Source organism: Martinezella tropici (assembly GCF_008370325.1).
Lineage (GTDB): Bacteria > Pseudomonadota > Alphaproteobacteria > Rhizobiales > Rhizobiaceae > Rhizobium > Rhizobium tropici_B.
The window spans coordinates 113,376-133,077 of record NZ_VNIP01000008.1; the positions used below are offsets into that span (position 1 = coordinate 113,376).

The 19,702-nt window shown below is 61.5% G+C and carries 19 protein-coding genes; 14 read left to right on the forward strand and 5 right to left on the reverse strand.

Features of this window, described 5'->3' with window-relative positions; all coding sequences use genetic code 11:
- Window positions 1–3: 3 nt before the first annotated feature.
- From pcaF to FP026_RS13645, 3 genes are all read right to left on the reverse strand, one after another.
- Window positions 4–1,209: a 3-oxoadipyl-CoA thiolase gene (pcaF, locus tag FP026_RS13635; protein WP_149635165.1), complete on the reverse strand. Its 1,206-nt coding sequence runs from the start codon at window positions 1,207–1,209 to the stop codon at window positions 4–6.
- A gap of 109 nt (window positions 1,210–1,318) precedes the next feature.
- Entirely contained in the window at window positions 1,319–2,008 is a 690-nt protein-coding gene (locus tag FP026_RS13640) for a CoA transferase subunit B (protein ID WP_188112577.1), read from the reverse strand.
- The gene (locus FP026_RS13645; RefSeq protein WP_149635166.1) at window positions 2,005–2,712 is read right to left on the reverse strand and encodes a 3-oxoacid CoA-transferase subunit A; all 708 of its coding nucleotides are present in this window, start codon (window positions 2,710–2,712) and stop codon (window positions 2,005–2,007) included. The genes FP026_RS13640 and FP026_RS13645 overlap by 4 nt, the downstream gene beginning before the upstream one ends.
- Before the next feature lie 151 nt (window positions 2,713–2,863).
- Between FP026_RS13645 and FP026_RS13650 the strand changes: the two genes are divergently transcribed.
- Window positions 2,864–3,619: an IclR family transcriptional regulator gene (locus FP026_RS13650; RefSeq protein WP_149635167.1), complete on the forward strand. Its 756-nt coding sequence runs from the start codon at window positions 2,864–2,866 to the stop codon at window positions 3,617–3,619.
- A gap of 3 nt (window positions 3,620–3,622) precedes the next feature.
- Here FP026_RS13650 and FP026_RS13655 read toward each other — a convergent pair whose 3' ends face one another.
- A complete protein-coding gene (locus FP026_RS13655) occupies window positions 3,623–4,510 on the reverse strand; it encodes a helix-turn-helix domain-containing protein (protein ID WP_149635168.1) in 888 nt (295 codons plus the stop codon).
- A gap of 113 nt (window positions 4,511–4,623) precedes the next feature.
- Between FP026_RS13655 and pobA the strand changes: the two genes are divergently transcribed.
- A complete protein-coding gene (gene pobA, locus FP026_RS13660; protein WP_149635169.1) occupies window positions 4,624–5,796 on the forward strand; it encodes a 4-hydroxybenzoate 3-monooxygenase in 1,173 nt (390 codons plus the stop codon).
- A gap of 206 nt (window positions 5,797–6,002) precedes the next feature.
- Here pobA and pcaQ read toward each other — a convergent pair whose 3' ends face one another.
- Complete coding sequence (gene pcaQ, locus FP026_RS13665; RefSeq protein WP_149635750.1) at window positions 6,003–6,929, reverse strand: pca operon transcription factor PcaQ; 927 nt, start codon at window positions 6,927–6,929, stop codon at window positions 6,003–6,005.
- Between the two features lie 94 nt (window positions 6,930–7,023).
- Between pcaQ and pcaD the strand changes: the two genes are divergently transcribed.
- From pcaD to FP026_RS13725, 12 genes are all read left to right on the forward strand, one after another.
- The gene (gene pcaD, locus FP026_RS13670; RefSeq protein ID WP_149635170.1) at window positions 7,024–7,830 is read left to right on the forward strand and encodes a 3-oxoadipate enol-lactonase; all 807 of its coding nucleotides are present in this window, start codon (window positions 7,024–7,026) and stop codon (window positions 7,828–7,830) included.
- A complete protein-coding gene (pcaC, locus tag FP026_RS13675; RefSeq protein WP_149635171.1) occupies window positions 7,830–8,234 on the forward strand; it encodes a 4-carboxymuconolactone decarboxylase in 405 nt (134 codons plus the stop codon). The genes pcaD and pcaC overlap by 1 nt, the downstream gene beginning before the upstream one ends.
- Before the next feature lie 12 nt (window positions 8,235–8,246).
- Window positions 8,247–8,996 carry a protocatechuate 3,4-dioxygenase subunit beta gene (gene pcaH / locus FP026_RS13680; RefSeq protein ID WP_149635172.1) on the forward strand — a complete coding sequence of 250 codons (750 nt, stop codon included), beginning with the start codon at window positions 8,247–8,249 and terminating at the stop codon, window positions 8,994–8,996.
- Window positions 8,996–9,610: a protocatechuate 3,4-dioxygenase subunit alpha gene (gene pcaG, locus FP026_RS13685; RefSeq protein ID WP_149635173.1), complete on the forward strand. Its 615-nt coding sequence runs from the start codon at window positions 8,996–8,998 to the stop codon at window positions 9,608–9,610. The genes pcaH and pcaG overlap by 1 nt, the downstream gene beginning before the upstream one ends.
- 3 nt (window positions 9,611–9,613) lie before the next feature.
- On the forward strand, window positions 9,614–10,666 hold the full coding sequence (locus FP026_RS13690) for a 3-carboxy-cis,cis-muconate cycloisomerase (protein WP_149635174.1): 1,053 nt from the start codon (window positions 9,614–9,616) through the stop codon (window positions 10,664–10,666).
- Window positions 10,667–10,810: 144 nt separating this feature from the next.
- Window positions 10,811–11,983, forward strand: a complete 1,173-nt coding sequence (locus FP026_RS13695) for an ABC transporter substrate-binding protein (protein ID WP_149635175.1) — start codon at window positions 10,811–10,813, stop codon at window positions 11,981–11,983.
- A gap of 90 nt (window positions 11,984–12,073) precedes the next feature.
- Window positions 12,074–12,937 carry a branched-chain amino acid ABC transporter permease gene (locus FP026_RS13700; protein WP_149635176.1) on the forward strand — a complete coding sequence of 288 codons (864 nt, stop codon included), beginning with the start codon at window positions 12,074–12,076 and terminating at the stop codon, window positions 12,935–12,937.
- 1 nt (window position 12,938) lies between these two features.
- Window positions 12,939–13,943 (forward strand): branched-chain amino acid ABC transporter permease, encoded by a 1,005-nt coding sequence (locus FP026_RS13705; protein WP_149635177.1) that lies wholly within the window; start codon window positions 12,939–12,941, stop codon window positions 13,941–13,943.
- A complete protein-coding gene (locus FP026_RS13710; RefSeq protein ID WP_149635178.1) occupies window positions 13,940–14,704 on the forward strand; it encodes an ABC transporter ATP-binding protein in 765 nt (254 codons plus the stop codon). Before FP026_RS13705 ends, FP026_RS13710 begins: the two co-directional genes overlap by 4 nt.
- On the forward strand, window positions 14,685–15,401 hold the full coding sequence (locus FP026_RS13715; protein ID WP_149635179.1) for an ABC transporter ATP-binding protein: 717 nt from the start codon (window positions 14,685–14,687) through the stop codon (window positions 15,399–15,401). The genes FP026_RS13710 and FP026_RS13715 overlap by 20 nt, the downstream gene beginning before the upstream one ends.
- Window positions 15,402–15,539: 138 nt before the next feature.
- Window positions 15,540–15,932, forward strand: coding sequence for a GFA family protein (locus FP026_RS13720; RefSeq protein WP_149635180.1), 393 nt, complete (start codon window positions 15,540–15,542; stop codon window positions 15,930–15,932).
- A gap of 128 nt (window positions 15,933–16,060) precedes the next feature.
- Window positions 16,061–19,687 (forward strand): hydantoinase B/oxoprolinase family protein, encoded by a 3,627-nt coding sequence (locus FP026_RS13725; protein WP_149635181.1) that lies wholly within the window; start codon window positions 16,061–16,063, stop codon window positions 19,685–19,687.
- Window positions 19,688–19,702: the final 15 nt, after the last annotated feature.

The window sequence follows — 19,702 nt, forward strand, 5'->3', positions numbered from 1 at the left end:
AAATCAGACTCGTTCCAGCGCGATGGCAATTCCCTGGCCGACGCCGATACACATGGTGGAGAGCGAATAGCGGCCGCCGGTTTCCTTCAGCTCCAGGGCGGCGGTGCCGGTGATGCGGGCGCCGGACATGCCAAGCGGATGACCAAGCGCGATGGCGCCGCCGTTGCGGTTGACGCGCGCGTCGTCATCGGCGATGCCGAGTTCGCGCAGCACGGCAAGCCCCTGCGAGGCGAAGGCTTCGTTGAGTTCGATGAGGTCGAACTGTTCCTGGCGCATGCCGAGCCGGGCCATCAGTTTGCGCGAAGCCGGAACCGGGCCGATGCCCATGATGCGTGGGGGAACGCCGGCGGCCGCACCGCCGAGAATGCGGGCAATCGGCGTCAGGCCGTATTTCCTGGCGGCTGCTTCGGAAGCGATGATGAGTGCGGCGGCGCCATCATTGACGCCGGAGGCATTACCGGCCGTCACCGTGCCGCCTTCCTTCTTGAAGGGCGTGCCGAGCTTGGCGAGCGCTTCCATTGTGGTTGCGCGTGGATGCTCATCCTTGCCGACGATAATCGGATCGCCCTTGCGCTGCGGGATCGTCACCGGGGTAATCTCCTTGGCAGGCCGGCCGTTCTCCTGCGCTGCCGCGGCCTTTGCCTGCGAGCGAACGGCAAAGGCGTCCTGATCCTCGCGGCTGACCTTGTAATCTTCCGCGACGTTCTCGCCGGTTTCCGGCATAGAGTCGACGCCATACTGCTTCTTCATCACGGGATTGATGAAACGCCAGCCAATGGTCGTGTCGTAGATTTCGGCATTGCGCGAAAAGGCACTTTCGGCCTTGGGAATGACGAAGGGCGCTCGCGACATGCTTTCGACGCCGCCCGCGATCATCAAATCCGCCTCGCCGGCGCGGATGGCGCGAGCGGCTGCGATGACGGCGTCCATGCCCGAGCCGCAAAGCCGGTTGATCGTCGTGCCGGGCACTGAGATCGGCAGGCCGGCCAGAAGGCTTGCCATGCGCGCAACATTGCGATTGTCTTCGCCGGCCTGGTTGGCGCAGCCGTAGATGACATCGTCGATGGCTTCCCAGTCGACCGAGCCGTTGCGCTCGATTAGCGCCTTCAACGGCACGGCACCGAGATCATCGGCACGAACGGAGGAGAGCGATCCGCCGAAGCGGCCGATCGGCGTGCGGATATAGTCACAGATGAAGGCTTCGGTCATGGTCTTCTCCCTACTGCATAACGCGCAAAGGCGGCGAATTACGATGTCGGCATGCGAAATATTATAAGCTTAAAGCATTGCGCGCGAATCTGAAAGATCGCAACGGGCTTTACAGCGTCGGCACGACGAGATCGGCAACGGCACGGTCTGTATGGAGCGGAGCGCCTGTCATCGCCTGCAGCTCGTCCATAGTCATGGCAGCGAGTTTTTCACGCACGATGAAACCTTCCTTTGCAATGTCGATGACCGCATGGCTCGTATAGACCCGGGTGATGCAGCCGACGCCGGTCAGCGGGAAGGTACAGGCCTCCACCAGTTTCGGCTTTCCGTCCTTCGTCACATGTTCTGTGATGACGAAAACCTGCTTGGCGCCGTGCACGAGGTCCATGGCCCCGCCAACGGCAGGCACGCCTTTGGTGCCGACGCGCCAGTTGGCGAGGTCGCCATTCTGCGCCACTTGATAGGCGCCGAGGATCGCGACATCCAGATGGCCGCCGCGCACCATGGCGAAGCTATCGGCGTGATGGAAGAAGGACGCGCCCGGCTTCAGCGTGACAGCCTTCTTGCCGGCATTGATCAGATCCCAATCTTCCTCGCCCTCCGCCGGCGGCTCGCCGAAATTCAGAATGCCGTTTTCGGTGTGGAAGATCGCTTGGCGGCCGGGAGGCTGGTAACGGGCGACCATTTCGGGAAAGCCGATGCCGAGGTTCACATAGGCGCCATCCTGGATATCCTGCGCCGCGCGCCAGGCGATCTGCGCGTTGGAGAGCTTGATGTCTTCGCGTGTGTCGATAGTCATACGTATGCCACTCCGGCTCGAATGAGATTTTCTTCCTGTTGCGGATCGGCGACTTCCACGACGCCATTGACGAAGATGCCGGGGGTAACGATGTGCTCGGGATCGAGCTCGCCGGCGGCGACGATTTTCGAGACCTGCGCGATCGTCTTGGTCGCGGCCATGCACATCAGCGGATTAAAGTTGCGACCGGCCTTGTTGTAGATGAGATTGCCCTGCACGTCGCCGACATGGGCTTTGACAATGGCGAAATCGGCCTTGAGCCAGCGCTCCTGAACATAGTGGCGGCCATCGAATTCCGCTGTGGCCTTGCCGTTGGCGAGTTCGGTGCCATAGGCAGTCGGAGTGTAGAAAGCCGGAATGCCGGCGCCGCCGGCACGGATGCGTTCGGCAAGAGTCCCCTGGGGCACCAGTTCCAGCTCGATGTCGCCCGCCAGATAGCGATCGGTGAAGGCGCGCGGATCCGACGAGCGCGGGAAGGAGCAGATCATCTTCCTGACCATGCCGGCATCGATCATCGCGGCGATGCCGATACGGCCGTTGCCGGCATTGTTATTGATGACGGTCAGATTTCTTGGGCCTTTGTCGATCAGCGCATGAATGAGTTCGATCGGCGCGCCGGAGCCGCCAAAGCCGCCGATCATGACGGTTGCGCCTTCGCCGATGTCCGAGACGGCGGCCGCCGTGCTCGCAATTGTCTTGTCCATGCGGAAACTCCCGTTTGCCGTTGCGGGCGGACTATGGCGCCCCGTCCTCTTCCTTCGAATAGATCAGCATGCACCGGACGGCAATAATTTTGTGCGTTATTTGACATTTGTTCATATATCGCACAAAATGGCATCGAATTGAGGATGTGAGATGCGCGAAACGGATTTCGTCAGCGGCTTTGCCAAGGGATTGAAAGTCATCGAAGCCTTCGGCGAGACACGGCAGCGTCTGACGATTGCCGAAGCATCGAAGCTGACGGCGCTTGATCGTGCCACCGTGCGCCGTTCGCTGCTGACGCTCTCCGAGCTCGGCTATGCTGTTTACGATGGCAAATTCTTCACGTTGACGCCGAAGATCCTGAGGCTCGGCCACGCCTATCTGGCCGCGACGCCGCTACCCACCATCATCCAGCCGCATCTCGATCAGCTTGCCGAACGCGCCGGGCAGAACGCTTCCGCTTCGGTGCTGGATGGAACCGAGGTGGTCTATATCGCCCGCGCCTCCCAGCGCCGGGTGATGTCGATCAACCTGACACCGGGCAGCCGCCTCCCCGCCTTCTGCGCCTCGATGGGCCGCGTTCTGCTTGCCGCTTTGCCGGAAAGCGAGGCGCGTTCGGTGCTTGAGCGGACCGATCTCAAGGCGAACACGCCGAATACCAAGATTGATCCGGAGGAGCTGATGGCGGAATTCCGCCGGGTGAGAGGCCAGGGCTATGCCGTCATCGACCAGGAACTGGAAATCGGCCTCTGCTCGATTGCCGTGCCGGTGGAAAACGATCGCGGCCAGACCGTGGCGGCAATCAATATCGGTGCTCCGGCTGCTTATGTTCCTGGGTCCGACATGGCAGAGAGGTTTCTGCCGCTACTGAAGGAGACGCAGAAGGCACTGCGGCTGGTGCTGCCGTAACCATCACATTCCCAGCCTCTCCCGCTCCTCAATGCGCCAGGCGCGGGGCGTCTGTCCGGTCTGCTTGACGAAGAAGCGGGAAAAATAAGCGGGGTCGGCAAAGCCTAGGCGATAGCTGATTTCCTGCACCGTCGCGAAGGTGAAGACGAGTTCGCGCTTGGCTTCGTCCAGCAGCTTGCGTGTGATCAACTCGTGCGCGCCGTGCCCCGTCCGGCTGCGCACGATGCGGCTGAGATGGGCCGGCGAGATGCCGAGGCTTTCGGCATAGAAGGCGGCCGGCTTGTGCGAGCGAAAGTGGCGCTGGATGAGGCCCTGCAGCATCTCCATCCGGCGTTCGCCCCCATCGCCGGCATTTGATCCCTCATCGGCTTTCTGGGCGATGCGCGCCGTCAGCAGCAAGGCGGACGTCAGATAGGCATCGAGCAGATCGTTGCGGCCGTTGCGGTGGCTGGCGAACTCCTCGCCCAGGCGTTTCAGTGTGCTGGCAACATGGGCGGCATCTTCGTTGCGGGTGTCGAGCAGGGTCAAATGCGGATCGGCAAGCCATGCACCCAGCCGGCTGCGATCGCCCGGCGCCGCCTTCAGGTGCGAGATCAGCACCGTGATGACGAAGCCGTCAATATCGCGCGAAAACCGAAAGCCGTGATTGATCTTTGGCGGTACGGTAATGACGGCAGGCGGTGTAATGGCGTGGGGAATTCCGTCAAAGATTGCGTCGCCGGATCCGGCATCTATGTACAAGATCTGAAAAAAGCTCTCATGCCGGTGCGGGCGGATCTCCCAATGATGAAGGCTGCTGCGGGAGGGGATTGTCTCGCAATGCAGCCAGAAATCAGGCTTTCGGCCGGTATTTTCGCCATAGAGCCCATAGGTCGGCACAGTCTTCGTCACAGCTCTCCTCCCTCGTCATGTTCGATTTGTGCAATTTCATGACCGAAATGTCCATTGCGGACCTGCCACGCGCCGAAGAGACTTGAAGCAAGATAGACGCATGGGAGGAGACGATGCGCACTCAAGTCGCCATTATCGGTTCAGGGCCGTCCGGGTTGCTGCTTGGCCAGTTGCTGACGGAGGCCGGCATCGACAACGTCATTCTCGATCGCGTCGGCAAGGATTACATTCTTGGCCGCGTGCGCGCCGGCGTCCTTGAGGAAGGCACCGTCCGGTTGCTGGACGAGGCGAAGGCGAGTGCCCGCCTGCATGCCGAGGGCTTGCCGCATGATGGCTTCTCGCTGGCCTTCGACGGCCGCGATCACCGCATCGACCTTCATGGTCTCACAGGCGGCAAGCGGGTCGTCATTTACGGCCAGACGGAGATGACCCGCGACCTGATGGCTCGCCGCGAGGAAAGCGGTGCTGCGACCATCTATAGCGTTGCCAATGTCCAGCCGCACGGTTTCGATGGCGATACGCCCCATCTGACCTATGAGAAGGACGGCATTTCCCATCGCATCGATTGCGATTTCATCGCCGGCTGCGACGGCTTTCATGGCGTCAGCCGCAAATCGGTTCCGGAAAAGGCGGTTCGCAGTTTCGAGAAGGTCTATCCCTTCGGCTGGCTCGGCGTGCTGGCCGAGGTGGCGCCCGTCAATCATGAGCTGATCTACGCCAATCATCCCCGCGGTTTTGCTCTTTGCTCCATGCGATCGATAACGCGCAGCCGCTATTACATTCAGTGTCCGCTCGACGAGAAGGTCGAGGACTGGAGCGACGACCGTTTTTGGGATGAGCTGCGGCGCCGGCTGCCGGCCCATCATGCCGAGGCTCTGGTCACGGCACCGTCCTTCGAGAAATCGATCGCGCCGCTGCGCTCCTTCGTGGCCGAACCGATGCGTTTCGGTCGTCTCTTCCTCGTCGGTGATGCCGCGCATATCGTGCCGCCAACCGGCGCCAAGGGTCTCAATCTGGCGGCGAGCGACGTGCACTACCTGTTTTCTGGTCTTGCCGAGCATTATCAGGATCGTTCGAATGTCGGCTTGGATGCCTATTCCGCGCGAGCGCTTGCCCGTGTCTGGAAGGCAGTCCGCTTCTCTTGGTGGATGACGACGATGATGCATCGCTTTCCCGATACCAGCGATTTCGACCAGAAGATCCAGGAAGCCGAGCTTGATTATCTCACCCATTCGCGCGCCGCTTCGACCGCGCTCGCGGAGAACTATGTCGGCCTGCCGTTCTGAAGCAGGGCAATCGCATACGGATAGGTAAGCCCCTCATCCGTCCTCTTACAGTTCGCTCCGCTTCACTGTTCGAGTCCACCTTCTCCCCGCAGGCGGGGCGAAGGGGCTTGGCGAGGTCGCTCCCTCGCCCCGTCAAAACGGGGAGAGGGCTGGGGTGAGGGGCATCTTTCAGTTCATACGAAATCGCCCTGCTTTGTAAGCCCGCGTCAAAGCTTCTTGGCAACCTCGCTTGCCGCTTCCCGGATCGTCTGCATCAGGATCGACAATGGAAGGGTGGGGATGGCGTCGGTACGCATGGTCAATCCCACCGGTCCCTTCGTCTCGCTGGTATCGATCGGCAGGAGCGCCAGCAGCCCGTCATCGACATCGCCGGCAACGACGCCAGCCGAAATGATCCAGATGGCGTCGCTCGCGCGTACGAAAGCGCGGCCGAAGGAATCGGAAACGGTCTCGATCTGGTTGGGCAATCCGCCGGCACCATTGGCGATCAGGAAGCTTTCGACGAAGGGCCGGATGATCGAGCCTCGCGTCGGCATCAGGATCGTGTAGCGATTGAGATCGGCAAACAGTGATCGCCTGTCGGACAGCAGCGGATGGCCTGCCCTGACGGCGAAGACCACCTGTTCGGAATAGAGGTGCTCGAAGGAAAAGCCGGTCATCTTGTCGGGGCTTGCCAACCGGCCGACGACGAGGTCGAGATCGCCGATACGCAACTGCTCAAGAAGCACGGCATTCTCGCCGGTGACGATCTTGATGCGGCTCCAAGTCTCCTCCTTCAGAAACAATTCCATCGCCCGCGGCATGATCCGCGTGGACACCGTCGGCAACGCGCCGACGCGGATCGGCGGCGCTTCGCCGGAGCGCTCCTGCGACACGGAGTCCAGACCTTGCCTAAGGGCTGTGAGTGCCGCGCCTGCATGGCGGAGAAAGACTTCGCCGTAGCGGGTGATGCGGATGCCGCGCCCGTCGCGTTCGAAGACGGCAACGCCAAGCGCCTCTTCCAGCTCGCGGATCGTCTTCGTCACCGCCGGCTGGCTGATATTCAGCAGGCCGGCCGCCTTGATCACGCTTTTCTGGCGCGCAACCTCGACAAAGGTCTGCAGATGGCGGAACTTGATGCGCGCGTCGAGCATGCTCACTCATAACCCCGGAGTTATCGTAGAGCAAAGAAATATCATTTTACCTAACCAGATTATACATCCAATCTCACGGCCGAGGAGATTTCCAGTGCAGTTTGCCCGCATCAACGACGTCACGATCCACTATCAGATCATCGGCGGTCCCGCTGACAAGCCGGTGCTTGTCTTTGCCAATTCGCTCGGCACCGATTTCCGGATCTGGCGCGATGTGATCGTGCGTCTGGCAGGCGATTTTGCCATCGTGCTCTACGACAAGCGCGGCCACGGTCTCTCCGATCTCGGCCAGATGCCTTATTCCATCGAGGATCATGCCACCGATCTTGCCGGCCTGCTCGACTTCCTCTCGGTCAAGAGCGCCGTCATCTGCGGCCTGTCGGTCGGCGGACTGGTCGCGCAGTCGCTCTATCAGCGTCGCCCGGATCTGGTGCGGGCGCTGATCCTCTGCGACACCGCCCATAAGATTGGCACTGCCGAAAGCTGGAATGCCCGTATCGCACAGGTCGAGGCTGACGGCATCGAATCGATCGTCGATGCCGTCATGGAGCGCTGGTTCACGCCCGCCTTCCGCCGCCCGGAAAACATTGGCTTCGCAGGCTATTGCAACATGCTGATCCGCCAGCCGGTCGCAGGTTACGTTGCCACTTGCGCCGCGCTTCGCGATGCCGATCTGACGGAAGCGGCGGCCAAGATTGCGGTGCCCACCATCTGCATCGTCGGCGATCAGGACGGCTCGACGCCGCCCGATGTGGTGCTCTCGACGGCCAAGCTCATTCCGAATGCGCGCTATGAAGTGATCAAGGACGCCGGTCATATCCCCTGCGTCGAACAACCCGAGGCGTTGACTGAAGTCATCCGTGCCTTCGTCGACGTCGTCCTGCGTGGAGAACAAGCCTGATGAATGACCCCACCGCGCCGTCCGAGCGCTATCTGCAGGGCATGGCGACACGCCGCGCCGTGCTCGGCGACGGCCATGTCGACCGCACCCAGCAGGGGTCGACCGAGTTCGATCGGCCTTTCCAGGAACTGATCACCGAAGCGGCCTGGGGGCATGTCTGGTCGCGCCCGACGCTGAGCCTGCGTGAACGGTCCATCGTGACCATTGCCCTGCTCGCCGCGCTCGGTCAGGATGACGAGGTGGCCATGCATGTGCGCGCTACGCGCAATACCGGCGCGACCCGCGACGATGTTTGCGAGGCGCTTTTGCATGTGGCGATCTATGCTGGCGTGCCGGCGGCCAACCACGCGATCAAGATCGCCAAGCAGGTTTTCGAACAGATGGACGCCGAACAGGCGGCATGAAGCGAGGCAGACATGTCCGATAGAAGCAACAGCAAGCCCGAGACTGGCGCCTTTTTCGCGAGAGACCGCGCCTGGCATCCGCCAGCTTTTGCGCCCGGCTACAAGACCTCCGTGCTGCGGTCGCCGCAGCGCGCATTGCTCTCTCTCGACGGCACGATATCCGAGATCACCGGGCCGGTTTTCGGGCATTCCATACTGAATGAGCTCGATAACGACCTGATCCATAATTTCGCCAAGCCCGGTGAGAGCGCCATCGGCGAGCGGATCATCGTCCATGGCCGTGTGCTCGACGAGCGCGGAGGGCCGGTACCGGGCGTGCTGCTCGAATTCTGGCAGGCCAATGCCGGCGGGCGCTATCGCCACAAGAAGGAAACCTATCTTGCCGCCATCGACCCGAATTTTGGCGGTTGCGGCCGCGCCATCACCGATGGCGATGGACACTATGCCTTCCGCACCATCCGGCCCGGCGCCTATCCCTGGCCGAACGGCGTCAACGACTGGCGGCCGGCCCACATCCACTTCTCCGTCTTCGGCCATGGCTTTGCGCAGCGGCTGATCACGCAAATGTATTTCGAGGGCGACCCGATGATCTGGAAATGTCCGATCGTCGGCACGATCCCCGACAAACAGGCGATCGAGCAGCTGATTGCGCCGCTCGACTGGGGCAACACGATCCCGATGGATGCCCGCGCCTATAAATTCGATATTGTGCTGCGCGGTCGGCGGTCGACCCTGTTCGAAAACCGGCTGGAGGGCAATTGATGGTACAGGATCTCGGCTACCTCAAGGAAACGCCGTCGCAGACGGCAGGGCCTTACGTCCATATCGGCCTGACGCCGAATTATAGCGAGATCGGCGGCGTTTACGAAACCGATCTCGGCTCCGTCATGGTCAACGACAAGACGCTCGGCGAGCGCATCACGGTGATGGGAAGAGTGATCGATGGCGCGGGAGCGCCGGTCAAGGATGCCGTGCTCGAAATCTGGCAGGCCGACAGCGCCGGGATTTACAACAGCCCGTCGGAACTGCGCGGCACGGCCGATCCGAATTTTACCGGCTGGGGGCGTTGTCCGACCAGTTCGACCGACGGCGTTTTCCGTTTCGGGACGATCAAGCCGGGACGCGTTCCCTTCAAGGACGGCCGCAAGATGGCGCCGCACATCACTGTCTGGATCGTGGCGCGAGGCATCAATATCGGATTGCACACACGCATGTATTTCCCAGAAGAGACCGAGGCCAACGCCGAGGATCCCTTGCTTGCGCGCATCGAGCACAGGGATCGCCTCGCAACGCTGATTGCCGAGAAGGAAGGCTCCGTCTACACCTTCGACATCCATTTGCAGGGCGACAAAGAAACGGTTTTCCTCGATATATAGGCCATGAGCGTTTCTCCCTTCGACCATCCCTTTCTGTCCGGCCTCCTCGGTGACGAGGAGATCGCGACGTATTTCTCGGCCGAGGCCGATATCCGCGCCATGCTCTCTTTCGAAGCGGCGCTTGCAGAGGTCGAGGCGCAGCATGGCCTGATCCCGCAGGATGCGGCTGCCCATATCACAGAAGTCTGCACCGCCTTCGAGCCCGATCTCCGGAGCCTGAAGACGGCAACGGCATCGGATGGCGTCGTCGTGCCGGATCTTATTCGGCAGCTGCGCAAGGCAGTAGGCGAGGAAGCCGACAAACATGTCCATTTGGGCGCCACCAGCCAGGACGTCATCGACACCAGCCTGATGTTGCGGCTGAAGGCAGCGGTTTTCATCCTGAGCGGACGTCTCTTTGCGGTATCGTCAGCTCTTTCCAAACTGGAAGAGCGTTTCGGATCGAACAGATTGATGGGCCACACCCGGATGCAGGCCGCGATCGCGATCACCGTGTCCGACCGGCTGCGGGCATGGCGCCATCCGCTTGATCAATATCGCGACCGGCTGACGCAGGAGACTTTTCCGCTGCAGTTCGGCGGGGCGGCCGGTACGCTGGAAAAATTCGGGCCGAAGGCGGCCGAAATCAGGAGCTCGCTGGCACAAACGCTTGGGCTGACGGATGAGCCGCAGTGGCAAACCCAGAGAGGACGCATTGCCGAGCTTGCCGGGCTCTTGTCCATGATCTCCGGCAGCCTCGGCAAGATCGGCCAGGATACAGCGCTTCTGGCGCAGGCGGGCGACGAGATAGAGCTTGCCGGCGGCGGCGGATCCTCCGCCATGCCCCACAAGCAGAACCCCGTCGCCGCCGAAACGTTGGTCACGCTTGCCCGCTTCAATGCCGTGCAGCTTTCGGGCATTCATCAATCGCTCGTGCACGAGCAGGAGCGCTCCGGTGCCGCCTGGACATTGGAGTGGCTGCTTTTGCCGTCCATGGTGGTAGCAGCGGCTGCGTCGCTTCGCCATGCGCTGCAATTGATCGGCTCGATCAAGCGCCTGGGAACTGCAGCGGAGTAGGATATTTACAGCTAATCATAACCAGATAAGCATGGATGGGAGCATTTATTTCATTTTACATCACCTTTTCCTATGAGAAATTGGTGATGATCGGAATTTAAACGATCAAGGGCGGCATAAGAAACGGCTGCCGGGAGGAGAAAAATGAAACGGTTTGTCTTGGCCGCGATCGCGGCCGTTGCTCTTGGCGGCGCTGCCTATGCCGACACTATCAAGGTCGGCGTCATCGGTCCGTTTTCCGGTCCGTTTGCGTTGCAGGGCAAGAATTTCAAGGCCGGCATCGACGCCTATATGGCGGTCAACGGCAAGAAGGTCGGCAATGACGAGGTTGAGGTGATCTACCGCGATTTGCCTGCGGCTGATCCCGCCCAATCGAAGTCGCTCGCCCAGGAACTCGTCGTCAAGGAGAAGGTCCAGTATCTCGCCGGCTTCTACTTCACGCCGGATGCCATGGCTGTGACGCCAATCCTGAAGCAGGCCAATGTGCCCATGGTGATCTTCAATGCCGCGACCTCGGCGATCGTCACCAAGAGCCCGCTTGTCGTGCGCACATCCTTCACCACCTGGCAGACCTCGACCCCGATCGCCAAGGTCGCCTTTGATGCCGGCGTGAAGAAGGTCATCTCCGTCGTCAGCGATTACGGTCCGGGAGTCGATGCCGAGAATGCCTTCAAGGCTGGTTTCGAGAAACAGGGCGGCGAAGTGGTGCAGGCGATCCGCATGCCGCTTTCGACCAATGACTTCAGCCCGATCATGCAGCGCATCAAGGACTCCGGCGCGCAGGGCGTCTTTGCCTTCCTGCCGTCCGGTCCGACGACACTCGGTTTCGTCAAGGCCTATAATGAGAATGGTCTGAAAACGGCTGGCATCAAGCTGTTCGCGCCGGGCGACCTGACGCAGGAATCCGATTTGCCGGCGCTCGGCGACGCAGCTCTCGGCATGCAGACGACCTTCCACTATGCTGTCTCGCATGACTCGCCGGAAAACAAGGCCTTCGTCGCGGCCGCCGGCAAGGCGATCGGCAATCCCGCTGAGCTGACCTTCCCGGCCGTCGGCGCTTTCGATGGCATGCATGTCATCTACAAGATGATCGAAGCGACCGGCGGCAAGCAGGATGCGCAGAAGGCTGTCGATGCCGTGAAGGGCCTGTCCTGGGTCAGCCCGCGCGGGCCTGTTACCATCGATCCGGAAAGCCGGCATATCACGCAGAACATCTATCTGCGTGAAGTCGCCAAGAGCGATGACGGTAAGTATTACAACAAGGAAATCCAGACCTTCGAAAAGCAGGGCGATCCAGGCCTTGCTGCTGCGAAGTAAGCGTTCCAAGCTTCACACGCCTGAGTGGAGACACCCGTTCAGGCGTGTGACGACGGCGGTCGCGCTACAACAACCGGACCAGCGATTTCAATGCAAACCGTGCTCAGCATAGCAGTCGATGCCCTCGCTTATGGCATGGTGCTGTTCGTCATCTCCATTGGCCTCTCCGTCACCATGGGGCTGATGCGCGTCGTCAATCTGGCACACGGCGCTTTTGCCATGATCGGCGGCTATATCGCCTCCTATGCCGCGCATGATCTGGGACTTGGCTATGCTGCCGCCGTATTGCTGGCCGTGGTCGGCACCGTCATCATCTCGATCCCGATCGAGCGTCTGCTTTACCGGCGCATCTATGGTGCGCCTGAGTTGACGCAGGTGCTGATGACGATCGGGATTACCTTCTGCATCATCGGTATCGCCAATTATGTCTTCGGCCCGACCTTGAAGACCATTCCCTTGCCAGGCAGCCTACAAGGCTCCGTCGATCTTGGCTTCCGTACCATCGGCACGCATCGCATCTTCGCGATCGTCTGCGGCCTCATCGTCGCTCTGGCCTTGTGGTACACGATCGAGAAGACTTCCTTCGGCGTGAAGCTGCGCGCTTCGGTCGATAATGCCGCGATGGCGGCCGCGCTCGGCGTCAGGACGGAAATCGTCTATGCGGTCAGCTTCGCCATTGCCGTTGGGCTGGCCGCCTTTGGCGGCGTCGTCGGTGCGGAGCTTCTGCCGGTCGAACCCTATTATGCCCTGCGCTATATGGTGACGTTCCTTGTTGTCGTTTCCGTCGGCGGTGCCGGCTCGATCTCCGGCGCATTGCTTGCCTGCCTCATCCTTGGCTGCATCGATACGACGGGGCGTTATCTCATGCCGGAATATGGGGAATTCTTCTTCTATCTGGCCGTCATTGCCATCGTCTGCGTCTTCCCGCGCGGCTTTGCCGGGAGAATGAAGTAACATGGCTTTGACCCTTGAAAGAGAGGCCGCACCGATCGTGAGCAGACATCGTACATTCGGGCAGGATCTGATTGCAGTTGCGGTCATTATTCTCGTGGCTGCCGCCGGCTACCTGTTGTTTCCGGATAACCTCGCTCTTCTCACCCGTCTGATCGCGATCGCGCTTCTCGTTCTGTCGCTCGATCTCGTCACCGGTTATTGTGGCGTGGCGACCCTCGGCCACGCGGCGCTGTTCGGTGCCGGTGCCTATGCCGCCGGCATCGCATCCGCCCATTACGGCATCAACGATCCATTGCTGATGACGCTTGCCGGTATCGTCGCCGGAGCCGTTGCCGGCCTGATCTGCGGCGTCGTCATATTGCGAGCGCATGGACTGCCGCAACTCGTGCTGTCGATCGCGCTGGTTTATCTCTTCCACGAATTCGCCAACAAGGCATCGAGCTGGACGGGCGGCAGTGACGGGTTGTCGGGCATTTCAGCCGATCCACTGTTCGGCACGTTCGAGTTCGATCTTTACGGGCATACGGCCTACCTCTATGGCGTCGCGCTGCTGCTGATCGCGCTCGTGCTGCTGCGCTTTCTCGTGCGTTCGCCCTTTGGCATGCTCTGCCGCGGCATCCGGCAGGATCCCTTGCGCATCCGCGCCATGGGTGCTTCACCGAAAGTGGCGTTGATCAAGATGTACATGATCTCCGGCGCCGTTGCAGGCATCGGCGGCGCCTTGGCCGCGATCTCGACGCAGGTCGTCGGCCTCGACAGTCTCTCCTTCACGCAATCGGCCGAGGCGCTTGTCATGCTTGTCCTCGGCGGCACCGGTTCGCTGTTCGGTGCGCTTGTCGGCACGCTGATCTTCATGCTCTTCGAGGATTACGTCTCCGCCGCCAATCCCTTCCACTGGCTGACCATCGTCGGCGCGCTTCTGATCCTCGTCGTTCTCTTCGCGCCCAAGGGTATTTACGGCACGGCCGCCGCCTATGTCGCCCGCCGCAGGGAGGCGCGGACATGAGCGCGATTTTCGAGGTCAGCAATCTGAAAAAGGCGTTCGGCGGTCTGACGGTGACCAACAATGTCAGCCTGTCGATGGCGCCGGGAGATCGCGTGGCCCTGATTGGCCCGAACGGCGCCGGCAAGACCAGCTTCGTCAACCTCGTGACGGGCAATCTGCCGGCGGATTCCGGCGAGGTCCGCATCAGCGGGCAGAACGTCAACAAGGTCAATGCCATCGGCCGTGTCAGGCGCGGGCTGGTGCGCTCGTTCCAGGTGACACGGCTATTTCAGGATATGACACCGGCCGAGCATGTCGGCATGGCGGTGCTGCAGCGGACCGGCCGATCCGGCCGCATGTTCGGCAACTTCCTCGCCATGCGCGACGTCATGGCCGAGACGGAGGAATTACTCAGCACGCTCGGTCTCGCATCTCTCGCGCATCGCAAGGTCAGCGAGATTGCCTATGGCCAGCAGCGATTGCTCGAGATCGCCGTCGCCATGGCCCTCAAGCCGAAGGTGCTGCTGCTGGATGAACCCGCCGCCGGCGTGCCGCAGAGCGATACGGGCCGCATCGAGCAGGCGCTGGCCGATCTGCCCGCCGATCTCGCGGTGCTGATGATCGAGCACGACATGGACCTCGTCTTCCGCTTCGCCAAGCGCGTGGTGGTACTGGCTGCCGGCACGATCATATTCGACGGGTCGCCGCAAGACGTGACACAGGATGCGCGTGTGCGCGAAGCCTATCTCGGGAGCTACGCCAATGCCGGCCACGCCGCTTGAAGTGGAAAATCTATCGGCCGGCTATGGACCGACGCGGGTGCTGGAAGGGGTTTCCTTTTCCGTGCCGGCCGGCGGCCGGCTGGCCGTGCTCGGCCGCAACGGCATGGGCAAGAGCACGCTGCTTGCGACGCTTGCCGGCCAGACCCGACGCTATGATGGCCGCATCCGGCTGGGCTCTGCCGATATTGCCGGCCTGCCGAGCGCCCGGCGCGCCCATCAGGGGCTCGGCTACGTGCCGCAGACGCGGGATGTGTTTCCGACGCTGACGGTGGAGGAAAATCTCTCCGTTGGGCTGAAGGGGCGGCCGAAGAGTGCCTTGCAGGAAGCCTATGACATGTTCCCGCGCCTGAAGGAGCGTCGCAGAAATTTAGGCAGCCAGCTTTCCGGCGGCGAGCAGCAGATGTTGTCGACGGCCCGCACGATCCTCGGCCGCCCTTCCGCCCTGCTTCTCGACGAGCCGCTGGAGGGGCTCGCGCCCGTCATCTGCGAAGAACTGATGGCCGCCTTCGCCAAGCTTGCCAAGTCAGGCGACATGACGATCCTGCTGGTGGAGCAACGCATCCAGAGCGCACTGGATTTTGCAAGCGATGTGATCATTCTGGAGCGCGGTCGGCTTGCTTGGAAGGGGACGCCCGAAGCTCTGGCGGCGGATCATGGCGCGGTCGAGCGTCTGCTCGGCGTCGGTGGATTGCATTAGCGCATCTACTCCGGCTGTGCTCCAATGGAGCGCGGCCTTATAATGAAACCCTATATCTTCTCCACCAGCCGCCTGCGGTTGCGGCGACTGTTCCGCTTGTCGTAAACAGTTCTCCTGCTTGTTTTGAGGAGGTGCAAGATGGACCGATTTACCGGCGGCTGCTTGTGCGGCAAGGTGCGGATTGTCGCATTGGGGCGCCCCTATCGGGTCGGCATTTGTCATTGTCTCGACTGCCGTAAGCATCACGGCGCGCTTTTCCATGCCTCCGCGATCTTTCCCGAGGATGCGGTGACGATCGAAGGCGAGACACGCGACTACGCCGGCCGATTTTTCTGCCCGCACTGCGGCTCGCCCGTTTTCTCGCGAAGTGCGGACGAAATCGAAGTGAACCTCGGGTCTCTCGATGCTCCTGATCAGTTGAAGCCGACCTACGAACTCTGGACCGTCCGCCGCGAATCCTGGCTGCCGCCGTTTCCGCTGGCGAGACGATATGATCACGATCGCGAGGGAACGGGCCGCTTCGAGGATTAGATCGGGCTCGCCGCAGGTGTTATGCTGACAAAAATCGTACCCGGCCGCCGGCACCGGTAATTCATGTTGACGACAAAACGTTGACGATTTATCGATATATTATCATCGTTATTCTGCTGGAGGCGGATTTGTCGGAGAACATTTCGGGTCGTTGGGATTTCTGGATCGACCGCGGCGGTACCTTCACCGACGTCGTCGGGCGTGATCCGTCCGGCGCTCTCCATGCCCGCAAGGTCCTCTCGGAAAATCCTGAGGCCTATCGTGATGCGGCCGTTCATGGCATTCGTCTTCATCTCGGTCTCGGCAAGGGTGAGCCGGTTCCCGAAGGTGCGATCGGCGAGGTTCGCATGGGCACCACCGTCGCCACCAATGCGTTGCTTGAGCGCAAGGGCGAACGCCTTGCGCTGGTGACGACGAAGGGGTTCCGTGATGCGCTGCGCATCGGCTATCAGGAGCGCAAGAAGATCTTCGCGACCGAGATCGTCAAGCCGGAAGCGCTTTATGAAGATGTCGTCGAGATCGAGGAACGGGTGCTTGCCGACGGCACCGTCGAGCTCGCTCTGGACGAAACGGCCGCCGAAACGGCGCTGCGTGACCTCCTCGCCAAGGGCTATCACTCCGTCGCCATCGTCTTCATGCATGCCTATAAATTCCCGGCGCACGAGGCTGCCGTTGCCAGGATCGCAAGATCGATCGGCTTCGAGCAGGTCTCTGTCAGCCATGAGGTCTCGCCGCTGATCAAGCTCGTCGGCCGTGGCGATACGGCCGTCATCGACGCCTATCTGTCACCCGTGCTCGGCCGCTATATCCGCCAGGTCTGCGATGAGCTCGATGTCGAGCGCACCGGCGCGCGCGTCATGTTCATGATGTCGTCGGGCGGATTGACGGCGGCCGATATGTTCCAGGGCAAGGATGCGATCCTCTCCGGTCCGGCCGGCGGCGTGGTCGGGCTTGCAAAGACCGGTGAGCAGGCAGGCTTTGCCAATGTCATCGGTTTCGACATGGGCGGCACCTCGACCGATGTGGCGCATTTCGACGGCGAATACGAGCGCGCCTTCGAGACGGAGGTGGCCGGTGTTCGCGTTCGTGCGCCGATGATGCTCATCCATACCGTGGCCGCAGGCGGCGGCTCGATCCTGCATTTCGATGGCGAGCGTTTCCGCGTCGGCCCGGATTCCGCCGGCGCTTTTCCGGGGCCGGCCTGCTATCGCAACGGCGGGCCGCTGGCCGTCACCGACGCCAATGTCATGGCCGGCAAGCTGTTACCGGAATTCTTCCCCTCGATCTTCGGTCCCAACCAGGACCAGCCGCTCGATGTCGAGACGGTGCGCGCCAAGTTCGCCGCCCTTGCAGCCGAGATCGGCGATGGCCGCAGCCCGGAAGACGTCGCCGATGGCTTCATCCGCATCGCCGTTGCCAACATGGTCGAGGCAATCAAGAAAATCTCGGTGCAGCGCGGCTATGACGTGACGCGCTATGCGCTCAATTGCTTTGGCGGTGCCGGCGGGCAGCATGCCTGCCTGGTGGCCGATGCGCTCGGAATGAAGAGCATACTTTTGCATCCGATGTCCGGCCTTCTGTCCGCCTATGGCATGGGGCTTGCCGATATCAGGGCAACGCGCCAGAAGGCGCTGGGTGTTTCCCTTGATGACGCCGCACCTGCCGCCATCGCGGTACTCGGCAACGAATTGCGCGGCGAATGCGTGCCCGAGCTGGAAGCGCAGGGCGTCGCAACGAGCGACATCAAAACGGTCCAGCGCGCCCATATCCGCTATGCTGGCACCGATACGCTGCTGGCGGTCGAGACGACCTTTCCGGAAGCCGACGATCCCTCGCGACTGCGCAGCCAGTTCGAAACGCTGCACAAGCGTCGTTTCGGTTTCGTTGCCGAAGGCAAGCCCTTGGTCGTGGAGGCCGTGGAAATTGAAACGATCGGCGGCGCGGCTGCCGATATCGCAGTGGAACTCGAGGCCGCTGCCGAAGGTGAGGCACAAGCCGCACGGCGCACCTCCTTCTACTCAAGCGGCGAAAGCCACGACGCGGCCATCGTCCTGCGCCAGGCGATCAAGCCCGGCCAGACCGTGACCGGCCCGGCCATCATCATCGAGCCGAATCAGACGATCGTCATCGAGGACGGCTGGCAGGCGCAGCTGACGATCAAGGATCATATCGTCCTCAAGCGCATCAAGGCGCTGCCGGAGCGCAACGCCATCGGCACCAAAGCCGATCCTGTCATGCTGGAGATCTTCAACAACCTCTTCATGTCGATCGCAGAGCAGATGGGCATGACGCTGCAGAACACCGCCTATTCGGTCAATATCAAGGAACGGCTGGATTTCTCCTGCGCCGTCTTCGATGCGGAAGGCAATCTGGTTGCCAACGCGCCGCACATGCCGGTTCATCTCGGCTCGATGGATGCGTCCGTCGCGACCGCGATCCGCGAAAACGCCGTCATCCATCCCGGCGACGTCTTCCTCATCAACGCGCCCTATAATGGCGGCACGCATCTGCCCGATCTCACGGTCTGCACCCCGGTCTTCGACGACGCGGGTGAGAAGATCCGTTTCTGGGTCGCCAGCCGCGGCCACCATGCCGATATCGGCGGCATTTCGCCAGGATCGATGTCGCCGCTTGCTACCCATATCGAGGAGGAAGGCGTCTATATCGACAATTTCAAGCTGCTCGATCGCGGCCGTTTCTGTGAGGAAGAGCTTACCAAGCTGCTGACGGGAGCGCGCTATCCGGTGCGTACGCTCGCGCAGAACATCAACGATCTCAAGGCACAGGTCGCCGCCAATGAGAAAGGCGTGGCCGAGCTGAAGAAGATGATTGTCCACTTCGGCGAAGATGTCGTCGATGCCTATATGGGGCATGTTCAGGACAACGCGGCGGAAAGCGTGCGCCGTGTCCTCGACCGTCTGTCGGATGGCGAGTTCAGCTACGAAATGGATCAGGGCTGCAAGATCGTCGTCAGGATCTCGATCGACAAGGACAAGCGCGAGGCGACGGTCGATTTCACCGGTACGTCGGCGCAGCGCCCCGACAATTTCAATGCGCCGCGGCCGGTGACCCGCGCTGCCGTGCTCTATGTCTTCCGCGTTCTCGTCGAGGCCGATATTCCAATGAATGCTGGTTGCCTCAGGCCGATCCGCATCATCATCCCCGAAGGTACGATGCTGACGCCGGAATATCCGGCCGCCGTCGTTGCCGGCAATGTCGAGGTCAGCCAGGCCGTGACCAATTGCCTGTTCGGCGCGGTCGAGGCACTCGCAGCAGCCCAAGGGACGATGAACAATCTGACCTTCGGCAATGATGCCTATCAATATTATGAGACGATCTGCTCCGGCGCGCCAGCAGGGCCAGGCTTCAATGGCGCTGATGCGGTTCATACGCATATGACCAATTCGCGCCTGACCGATCCTGAAATCCTCGAGACGCGGTTTCCGGTCGTGCTGGAGGATTTCCATATTCGCCCGAATTCCGGCGGGCGCGGCAAGTGGAATGCCGGCAGCGGCACGCAGCGCACCATCCGCACCCGCGAAAAGCTGGAATTCGCCATTCTATCGGGCCATCGGCGCGTAGCGCCCTTCGGCGTCAAGGGCGGCGAAGCCGGACAGACAGGCCGCAACTATGTCCGTCGCAACGATGGCAGGATCGAGGAGCTAATCGGCTCGGCCCATACGGTTCTCGAGGCGGGCGAGGCCTTCACGGTCGTCACCCCCACGGGTGGCGGGTATGGAAAGCGAGACGAATAGCAATGTAATGCTGGA